At 46.9% G+C, this 9,509-nt stretch carries 11 protein-coding genes; 4 read left to right on the top strand and 7 right to left on the bottom strand.

Features of this window, described 5'->3' with window-relative positions:
- Nucleotides 1-232 precede the first annotated feature (232 nt).
- From PsAD37_RS21160 to PsAD37_RS21150, 3 genes are all read left to right on the top strand, one after another.
- The gene (locus PsAD37_RS21160) at nt 233-568 is read left to right on the top strand and encodes a hypothetical protein (RefSeq protein ID WP_063297824.1); all 336 of its coding nucleotides are present in this window, start codon (nt 233-235) and stop codon (nt 566-568) included.
- Nucleotides 565-1,038, top strand: coding sequence for a hypothetical protein (locus PsAD37_RS21155; RefSeq protein WP_063297823.1), 474 nt, complete (start codon nt 565-567; stop codon nt 1,036-1,038). The genes PsAD37_RS21160 and PsAD37_RS21155 overlap by 4 nt, the downstream gene beginning before the upstream one ends.
- 460 nt (nt 1,039-1,498) lie before the next feature.
- The gene (locus PsAD37_RS21150; RefSeq protein ID WP_153039834.1) at nt 1,499-2,119 is read left to right on the top strand and encodes a hypothetical protein; all 621 of its coding nucleotides are present in this window, start codon (nt 1,499-1,501) and stop codon (nt 2,117-2,119) included.
- Nucleotides 2,120-2,461: 342 nt separating this feature from the next.
- Here PsAD37_RS21150 and PsAD37_RS21145 read toward each other — a convergent pair whose 3' ends face one another.
- Nucleotides 2,462-3,004, bottom strand: a complete 543-nt coding sequence (locus PsAD37_RS21145) for a hypothetical protein (RefSeq protein ID WP_063297821.1) — start codon at nt 3,002-3,004, stop codon at nt 2,462-2,464.
- 1,029 nt (nt 3,005-4,033) lie between these two features.
- Complete coding sequence (locus tag PsAD37_RS21140; protein ID WP_063289107.1) at nt 4,034-4,258, bottom strand: hypothetical protein; 225 nt, start codon at nt 4,256-4,258, stop codon at nt 4,034-4,036.
- A gap of 290 nt (nt 4,259-4,548) precedes the next feature.
- On the opposite strand from PsAD37_RS21140, the gene PsAD37_RS21135 reads away from it, so the two are divergent.
- The gene (locus PsAD37_RS21135) at nt 4,549-4,785 is read left to right on the top strand and encodes a hypothetical protein (protein WP_063297820.1); all 237 of its coding nucleotides are present in this window, start codon (nt 4,549-4,551) and stop codon (nt 4,783-4,785) included.
- Between the two features lie 168 nt (nt 4,786-4,953).
- Here the strand turns inward: PsAD37_RS21135 and PsAD37_RS21130 are convergent, their stop codons facing one another.
- From PsAD37_RS21130 to PsAD37_RS21110, 5 genes are all read right to left on the bottom strand, one after another.
- On the bottom strand, nt 4,954-5,157 hold the full coding sequence (locus PsAD37_RS21130) for a hypothetical protein (RefSeq protein ID WP_057462203.1): 204 nt from the start codon (nt 5,155-5,157) through the stop codon (nt 4,954-4,956).
- Between the two features lie 69 nt (nt 5,158-5,226).
- Entirely contained in the window at nt 5,227-5,859 is a 633-nt protein-coding gene (locus PsAD37_RS21125) for a TIGR02594 family protein (protein WP_063297819.1), read from the bottom strand.
- A 74-nt stretch (nt 5,860-5,933) separates the two neighbouring features.
- On the bottom strand, nt 5,934-7,250 hold the full coding sequence (locus PsAD37_RS21120; RefSeq protein ID WP_063297818.1) for a hypothetical protein: 1,317 nt from the start codon (nt 7,248-7,250) through the stop codon (nt 5,934-5,936).
- A gap of 24 nt (nt 7,251-7,274) precedes the next feature.
- Complete coding sequence (locus PsAD37_RS21115) at nt 7,275-9,083, bottom strand: fibronectin type III domain-containing protein (RefSeq protein WP_063297817.1); 1,809 nt, start codon at nt 9,081-9,083, stop codon at nt 7,275-7,277.
- On the bottom strand, nt 9,083-9,319 hold the full coding sequence (locus PsAD37_RS21110) for a hypothetical protein (RefSeq protein ID WP_153039833.1): 237 nt from the start codon (nt 9,317-9,319) through the stop codon (nt 9,083-9,085). Before PsAD37_RS21110 ends, PsAD37_RS21115 begins: the two co-directional genes overlap by 1 nt.
- Nucleotides 9,320-9,509: the final 190 nt, after the last annotated feature.

Here is a 9,509-nt window from a genome sequence, read left to right as displayed (position 1 = left end):
GACTGTAGGTACGTGCGTATTACCATCAAGGCCACGGCCCGCGTGCCAATTAACAGGTCGGATACATAGTAGCGACTTCAAGCTTCCAAGTAAAAACTCTCTTGCGAAACGCAGGCGGTCCATACATATGGCCCTGTTTACATAGATGCTGATTTCAAAAGTAAACATCCAACTCAGTTGACAATTTTTTTGATGCGTCAATTTTGACGCGTTAAAAAGAGAGGGTTTAAAGATGCAATACAATGCAGAACGGTTCAACTCAACGTTTAAAAAAGAAACGGGGGCGGCTATCTGGGAGTTTCTGACTGAACGGGAGAACATTATTCGCATGGAAACAGCAACGTATTTGTCACGCCCTGCGATAGAACCAATGTCTCCTTTGTTAGTCCAGCGATTTGGCCATAAAATTTCAAATGACCGCATCAAGCAAATGATGGGGCATATGGTTAGACAGATCATGGAGCAGCGCGGCTACAGACTACAGCAGGGAAATGTAAAGATCACCAGCGACGAAAATATCTTCTCAAGAGCATCACGTTATATTGCAGTTCCAGAGGTCACAAAATGACAAAGCATAGTGAAATAATCGATATTATTAGCCTTTGTTCTGATGCTGAAAAGCTCAAAAACTGGATCACCAATGCAGAACGCAATGGGGCAGAAGGCGTTGCGGAGGCAGCGCGGCGGAGATTGATTGAGATAGTAGCCGGAACCAACGATGATAGCTCTAGCGATCCCTTACACTTAGATTTCTGGAAAAGCATAATTGCGCTCGAATTCGTATTGTCCGGAGAGCGAGGCAAGACGATCCGCCTTAGTCGCACTCGACAAAAGATATCCCGTGTGGGTGTTCAGAAAACACTCACCGACTTAACGCTTAAGCCAACACCGTCGGAGGGCTATTATCTTCTTCGCGATAGGAACATGTTGGATTTGAGTGCCGAAGCTGTTGTCCTTCGTTTTCCCAGTCATTTTGAAGAAGAAGTCTTGCAGGCGGCACGGACCAGACTAGAAACACATTGCGATGAGAAAGTCTAAAGCGTTACCAGTTTGAGCACTAGCTTCTGGTCATGGTGTTGCGAATATACGAACTTTGCGCACCGATAGGCATGACCAAAAATAGCCGGCAGATCACGTCAATAAAAGTCTACCTCAAATTTGGCTCAATCAAAAGTTGAATGGGCTTAAGGTCCACTAATGGCCCATTACATGCAAGTTCAAATGGATGACGCGCTGCTAGCTGCAGAAAACAAAAAACACCCGTTCCTAGAGATCTCAAGGAATGTCACGCGGATAGAGCATTGGCAAAAAAGCGAGCACTTTTTGCCATGAGAGATTGCTGCCTCAGATCGAAAAGTTGAAGCACAGTGCTTTGCTTCAAAGTGACACAAAGTCTGGTATCCGGGAAGGACACATCCGTTTACTATATTTTGCAGGATGTATACATCTGAAATATCTTTGGCTAATCGCAAGGGCAACACCTTTCAAGAGGATAAGAATGCGTGAGTTAGAAGTATTCGATGACGTGAATTTTCGACTTCTTCGTTTAGCAGCTCGGATTAAAACTGAACCGACGAAGAGGCACAAAAATCCACGTTCCCATGAGGTTGTTTCGATCATCGATCAACTGATGAACCAAGGAATTTACGTCGAAGAGTTTACTCATCTTGAGGATCCGGACGTAAGCTATTACGAGCTACAGCCATGGCTAGAAAAATTCTTGCTAAGACTAAACTGGCGAGTTCTGAGCGATGAAGAAGAATTTCGTTTTTTAACTGCGCTTTATGCCACCATCGGTAAAACAAGCGACTTGCATGCTTATTACGCTATAATCCGATGGATGGAAGAAGTTGGTGACGAACTGGATCACAAACTCAATCAGAAGTTCGTGGCTGATAGTATCGGGGCCGAGCGCATCTACGGCTGCTACTACTCTTACTCAGAGATCACCGATGGAGATCTTATCCCTAGCGTAAAAGACCCGACTGCTCATAACTGGGTGTTGGAGGGGGAGTTTCGCCCAATATTGGTCTTTGAGGAATGGTTAGCTAACCATCCAAATGATTTTGAATGTTGTCGGCCGTTTAATGAAGAGCTATTGAGCAACCTTGCCAAATAGGGCATTAAACTTATGTGGTTGTCTTTTAATGATGGTAGCTATGCCCCCCTTTCGTTACCAATATTCACGTAATTATGTGTGGTAAGGGCGCTTGAAACAGAGGTATTATCGTCATCAATAATGTCTATTACAACCCATGATGGAACTGCGTGAATGGCGGCTGTTGGCCCGTACTCACAGCTATTCTCGATATGTCTCGGAATGGCCCTTTGCCCTCATTTTTAGTGTGTGGCAGCGTGACCTTCCTGCTAATTGGAAACTAATTGCGCACGCCTTGCCAGAGGTCGCTTTCAACTACAGGTCGGGCTCTATGGACGCTCACCATGACATCTAATGACAGACTTAATTTTTAAAGAGGGCTACCCCTTCTTTAAAAAAAGAAATTTCAGGGATCAGTATCGTTCCCCGAGGCATAACACCTATAATTTGGCTGGCATTATTTGGGTAGGCCTTACCTCTGAATGTATATTCTGAATAGCCAGCAACAGCTCCTCCCCCATAAGATTGAGAGACCAAAACGCTCCACCCATTTACCAAATCTTCTGAAGCCAGTATCGGAGGCTGAGTGACGGTAAGCTCAGCGATTTGCTTATACTCACCGCTAGATTTATCAAACACCAGAGTATTACATCCACCACTTCCACAAATCACGGGCCCAATAATATAAACGATTGCCTCACTCTCACCATCTCCATTCAGATCAAACCACTTCAGAAAATACCGTGTATCCCTATATTCTGAGTATTTCTCTTTCAGGATCTTAACAAGCCAAGTAGTATCAGCCTCACGGCTCACGTCAAAGGCAGTATCGCCCTGACTGCCGCAAGCACTCAGCATAAATAGAGAATAAAAACATAGGGATAGATAGGAGGCCAATCGGATCATTTACAAGAACCATGCAACTCAAGAATAGAAAGTATGTCCATACCGCACCAAACTTGATGTCACTTTGAACGCATATTAACTTTTTCGGCACATGAGCGAACTCATCACCTTCCGGTCACCTTCACCGGACGCATATCATAAATCTGTTTCCTTGACGCTTACAATTTATAAAATAATCGCACAAGTAGTATTCAGAACTGGGTCGGGAAATTCGGACAGGCTGCTATACATACCGCCTCAACTATTGATTGAACTGCTCGAAGGTCCGCTTAGCCCAGTACGGTACTCTATGACAATTGCGGCATTCGCTCTAGACATGCTCACTCAGTATCTTGCTATGCCCACCAACTTCAACACAACGTTGATTGGCCACTACGACTTTATGGTTTGTCACAATTGTCTCTGAGCTATGGCCGCTTGAGCTAGTTATCTAGAATCTTGTTCCGCGTCTTGAAAATCGCAACCTCAATGGCTGGTGCAAAAACTAATCACCATCTGCCCAAATGGAACTGGCTATATGAGAGACACGTCGTACTCTGAAAGCCGCCCATAAGGAAATTTGGCAGACAATGAACCCAGACCAAGCAATCAAAGACTGGTTTCTATTCGCTTCTATCGCTGCTTCATAGGCAAAAAGAAGAGAACAGATGGAACTCGCGGCCACCAAAACAACAAAGCAGAACCAAGCATGTCTTGTTACACCATGAAACCGATTAGATAGATGAGGAGCAAAAACACTGGTGTTTCGAAAGAATGAGTTTTGCATAGTAACCCCCTAATAAGTACCTCTATCGGTTACCGTGAGATGCACTACTCAAAAAATAAACCCATAGATCTTATAAAAATAAAAGTTACCTACATATTTAATATTATTTAGATTTCAACAATATTCACAATTACGTTATTTGAAGAACAAACAAATACACAAATATTACTAAACCATAACTGACCACCAATTATCAGATAAACTTAATCAGATTAGGTTTCTGCATGAATTAATGCTATCCCCGCCGCTGGATAGCGCTTTATTTAAATAACTACAATTGCACCATTTCTTAAATTCAGGGCACGACTTTCTTTGTAGATGATTTGATCACATGCTTGCTCTGTTATCGGCTTGACCTCCAAATTATTGCAAACATGCACACTCTCCTCATAAGACAATTCTCTCAGAATGACCAAGGCATGATTGATTGCCTCTTCTTCATTTGCCCCAAGTCCCAGAATAGACGTTCTATAAACTGCAACAAACATGAAAAACTCCTATAAATAACGTGTAAAAAATTTCACACGTATGCATTAGGAACTGATCGCAGCCATTAAGTTACTGGTGAGAATAAGAGGCGAGATAGGGCGGATTCATTTGCTCTCTATTTTGATAGACACTAATCCGTTTCCTCAAATCACGTCATGCGAGTTACTCAAAAAATAACAACCTATGAGATTAATTGCCCTTTGCTATTATTTAGCGAAAAAGAGCAGCTTGCGATAATTGGTTCAGACCAACATTGTCCGATCAAACGCCATCACCTTTGAGGTCAATTATGTATAACTTCACCAGACCAACTTGTGCGGCGACTGCAATCATTTATCTGGTTGAATTACATCAAGCAGACTTGATGTTTCATGCTGATGATAGCCCTCAAGAGTGCGTATTTGGCAGAGAAATCTCATCAGAAACACTAGAAGTGATGGACCAGTATATGCAGAAAACCCATACATATTTGGAAGATCCGCACGTAATCATCTATGAGCTAAGTAAATCGCCGGACGATAACTGAGACACGATCCAATTCACCTCTGGCTCTTTAAGCAAACATGCGATTTTAATCTTTTTTGACAATCCTCCAGCCGCATATCACAGCGCCAGCCAAATGGAATTGTCTCATCTCTTTTTTAGAACTCTCGGATCTCCAGTAAGGACGATCAGTACCGATCGGTCAATCAGCTCAGGACCTGCCGCGTTCATAGTCTCGCAGTTGCTTTCGTTTCATGCGGTTGTCCAGAACCCTATTCCAAGCCATGAAAAACGCAGCAACCACAGTCAGGATAATGAGCACCGCCTGAAAGAACGGCTCTAGGAAGTTGGCCCAGTTTTGGGCGATCCAAGCTGCTAGAAAGGTCAATGCTGTGCCTGTCTCTGATTTCTGCATCTTAGCCTCATTCAAGGATGTGGATCTGCTGGTGAGTAAACTGAAATCACAACTCCAAACTAGAACGCCTTAAGCTTCGTTGGTTGAGACAGCACCTTCACGCTGCGCCAGCACACGATCTCCCTGCACGGGATAGCTTTCCGGCCACCGGATATCCAAGAGCCGCCGCTTTGAGACTTTCGTGATCGTGACTGCGTTGGACTGGTTCCCACCCAGCACGTGATAGTGGCCTGCACTCTCAGAAACGTAGAAACCAACATGCCCTTTCCAGCCGCGAGGACTTCCACGCCAGAACACGAGGATAGAGCCAGGTATCGGTTTGTCTAAACGCCTGCCATATTTCGCCCATTGGCGAGATCCTAAAGGGTTGGTGGGCTGGGTATCAGATACAAGGCTCATGCAATGGGCGACAAACAGACCGCACCAAGGGGTTTCATCGCTCTGGTAGGAGATCCCTAATTTGCTCGCCCAGCCCATGATCCTTGGATTGTGCGTTGGCCCTGAGATTTCCTTGGTTCCCAGCAACCGACGCGCCTCAACCAGCCATGGAGGCTCACTGCTTTTGACTGCCTTGATTTTGGAGCTAAGCCAATCCTGATAAGCAGCTTCAGATAGCCTGCCCCAATCACCATCTGGCTTGCCCGGATTAAATCCGAGATCCTGCAGCATTTCTTGAGATTCAAAGTCTGGTATCCGTCCCATGATCACCTCACAAAAAAGGCTCCCTATGGGAGCCGTAGCTGCGCATGTCGCGCTGTTCCAGAAAGAGATTTTGATTAGCTGGCTACGCGGTAAACGATCACATCAAACCCACCAGACAGACCGCTTATGCTTCCCGCGCTGTTCAGCCTCAAACCGTTGAGCGAAAAACTCGCCTTGGATTTAGCGTTCATCCCAACAATGTTGATGTAACTCAGATTACCTTGGGTGGTTCTTTGACCAACCACCTGAACGACATAACTTGTATCTGGCTGAGGTGTTCCGAAGGTGTAGGTTGCTCCAGAGCGAGTAAGATTAAAGGACGCATCGTCCCCGATATTGGAGTACAGCGCCACGACCTGAGGCTTGCTTACAAGAGTATTCAATTTCGCGGAGTTTAGTTTGGGATCTGTGACAGCCTTGCTCTTTAGCTTGCCTGTACTCACTGAGCTATCAGTCAAGTCATTCATGCCAACTTTTGATGAAGTTGCAAGCGCTCCCAGACCCAGATTGGATCGAGCTGCTGATTTACTCGAAACATCTCCGAGGTTATTTGCTTTATTGAGAAAGTCGCTTGTGTCCGGCGTTGCCAAGATCCAATCACTGTCATCCTCTGAATAGACCTTCATCTTCTTCTCGACAGAGTGAAAGCAAAGCATACCGTCTTTGAGTGGACCACCTTGATTGTCGGTAGATGGATTCACATTGAACGAGCCAAGATAGAGCTTATTGAACCGCTGGAACGCTAACTCGGAAGCCTGCTCGACTGCGGCCTCAAGGTTGCTCAATGCCTCCTCAGCAGCTTGCTTTGCTGCCAGCACCACCGCCTCGACATTCGCCGGATTGAGAAGGACGTATCCATCCTGCCCCGGAAACACCGCGACCATTGCCGGATATCCAGCTTGCAGATCATCTTCACTCAGCTCATTACCAAGGCCGTTGCGAACTGACTTTTCGATGCCCTCAACCGTGATTGTTACAGCGCCAGTATTATTGTGTGCAGGCACAAAGAACGCCAACTCAACCGCCGACAGACTAACGCCCAAGCGCAGCTCAGCAGTAATCGCGTTACCAGTCCCCCCGATATTGATCAGTCTCGTGATACTGTCAGCAAGATCGCGCACATAGTTCCAAGTGTTACCGAGCCACTGATAGTAACCACTCAAAGCTTGGTTTGGATCTGCACCCACAATAGCCGGGGTATAATCCGGCTTATCGGTGACCGTATCCAACTCAGCTTTGGTTTTTACAATCACCGCACCAAGCGTTGCGGCGATTTCCATTTGCCCCAGGTAAGCAATGATTTCTTCCTTCTTCGGCTTGTGTGGATCAGTGCTACCAACGCCAAAAGTCTCCCGGTCACGATAAATAAATTCCTTGGTGAGGAAGTTCATTGCCAACTCCATTTTGAGAGGAAATTAAACCGTGGCCACAACGTCCGTTGCGCTGGACCAATCGCTGTTTTGCCCAAAGACGGAACGCGTGCGCATGCGGAAGCGATATTCAACACCCGATGTGAGGCTGTCGGTTTCAATGGTTTCTTCGCCATCATTGGCCTGCGCATACTTGGCAGCACCACCGCTGGTTTTCACATATTCCAGCTCATAGGTGAGCGCCTCGGAGAGCCGTGTAAAACTTGCTTCCGCGATAGTACTTTGCCCCTGCTGCTGCATTTGAATTGAGAAGCTATCAACACTCGGGATTGCCTCAGATGCAATACGCTTGGGAGGATCACCTTTTTCGCCCTCATCTTCAGGCTCATAGGCAAACGGGTCTCGCGGAATAACCATCGCCTCGAACACATGCTGGAACGTATCCAGATCCAGTGTGGGGGTGCCGTCCAGCTCTAGATAAGCATCAACAAGGTGTGGCGGATCACTGATCTTGATGAACCTTCTTAAAGGCACCTCTTGGGATGCGAAGTAGTCGCATTTCACACGCACACGAGGTGCATTCACCCGAATAGCTTTAAGCGCTTGCAAGCGCCGCATGTGATTATGGCGCTGCACGCAGTCATTATCGACAGTACGCGATCTGGGATCGTCTTCCTGAACATATGGATCGCCTTCAATGACTGCATCATCTTCAACATAATGAAGCTCAGGATTGACCCAGAGACCACGCACCGCCTTGACGCTGGAGGCTGAATTGCGGTTTGGCAAGAACTCAATATCAACGATATCATCTGTTTTCAGGTGAATATCAGGCTCGACCCATTCCCCAGCATGAACGGCAACCTTTCCATCTGCATCGGTATATAGAAGCAGCTCGCCTGCCTCATCAAGCATCCGGCCAACCTGAGTTGGATCGTTGTTTTCGCGGCCACGGAATCCGCCATGATAACGCGGCTCCATATCACCTTTGATGTTCTCAACCTGCTGATCGCAAACGTCCGCAGCATAAGCCCAACTATCAAGATTGATCTGCGAGATCTTCAAAGCATTTCCATAAGGGGCAAGAAGATAGTCAAGCCGTATGAGAGCAAGGTTTTCGCTAAATCTGACCTGCCCATCTCTGGGATCGAAAATCTTCTTTCCGCGAATGGTAGAGGATAGTGTTGGGTAGCCATGCGGGTAAACCGTTCGATGACGCCGGGCACTCACGCTCTTACACATCATCAAAACACTGGCGATATTGTCGCCGCGATGATCCTCACTCCAGATATCATCGAACTTGTCCACCAGCTGCGAATAAGGAACACCGACCTGCGTCCCAACGCGCTCAATAAGCATCACCTTGGCATCACCACCAAGACGATAATACTTGGATGCATCCTCATCATTACTCAGCGACTTGGTGACATTGCCATCTGCATCAATCTCTACAGGATCATCACTCAGGAAGTGCGCGACAAAGCCATCAATCTCATGGGACGCATAGGCAATCACCATATAAGCCGTACCGCTGCGCTCTTCCAAAAACGTCATGTCGCCTGCAATACGCACAGTGCCATATTGATAGGACCGCGATGGCACATTTTGCTTTTGCACCACCTTGCCATCAGCTGCACTTGGAATAGGTGCAGCATTGTCTTTTCTCTGCTGACTGCCAAGCAGGGCATTCACACCCAGCCCAATACCAGCGGAAAGGCCAACTCCAATAATCCCAACACCAATTGAGGACACCGCAGCCCCCGCAAGGATCGCTTGCGTTGCAACAGAGGCCCCAACGAAGGCCGCGCCATTTGACAGAACAAACGCAACAGCAAATGCAGCAGTAGCAGGCATCAGACACTCCAGATTTTAAGAGCAGGCGCGTGAATAGCTTCAAAGCCCGAGTTCCAGTGAACTTGCCAGTGCTCACCATCCCAGATCGCACCCCACTGCCTGAGAGGGGAATGAAGGCTGCCGATCACGCCAATATCGCCAGTCTTTCTGGTTTGGACCTCATTCAGGCCCGCAATATCTGCACACCTGCCAACCAGCTCTAAAGCACCGCCAGCTTCAATAATCAGCTGTTTCATCTGCTTTTCTGTTGAGTAAGTGCCACGCAAATGAACGGCCCCATCAGGGTATCCATTGGCACTTGTCAATGAGCGTTCAAAATTGATCCGGCATCATCATTTAAAATTGACCCACCTTGGTTGGCACAAATCCAGCAGGCGAACAGCTCTCATCTAGCAGGTTCGTCTGCTGGCTTTGTGCCAACCAAGG

Source organism: Pseudovibrio sp. Ad37 (assembly GCF_001623075.1).
Lineage (GTDB): Bacteria > Pseudomonadota > Alphaproteobacteria > Rhizobiales > Stappiaceae > Pseudovibrio.
This window is presented reverse-complemented; position numbering and strand designations above follow the sequence as displayed.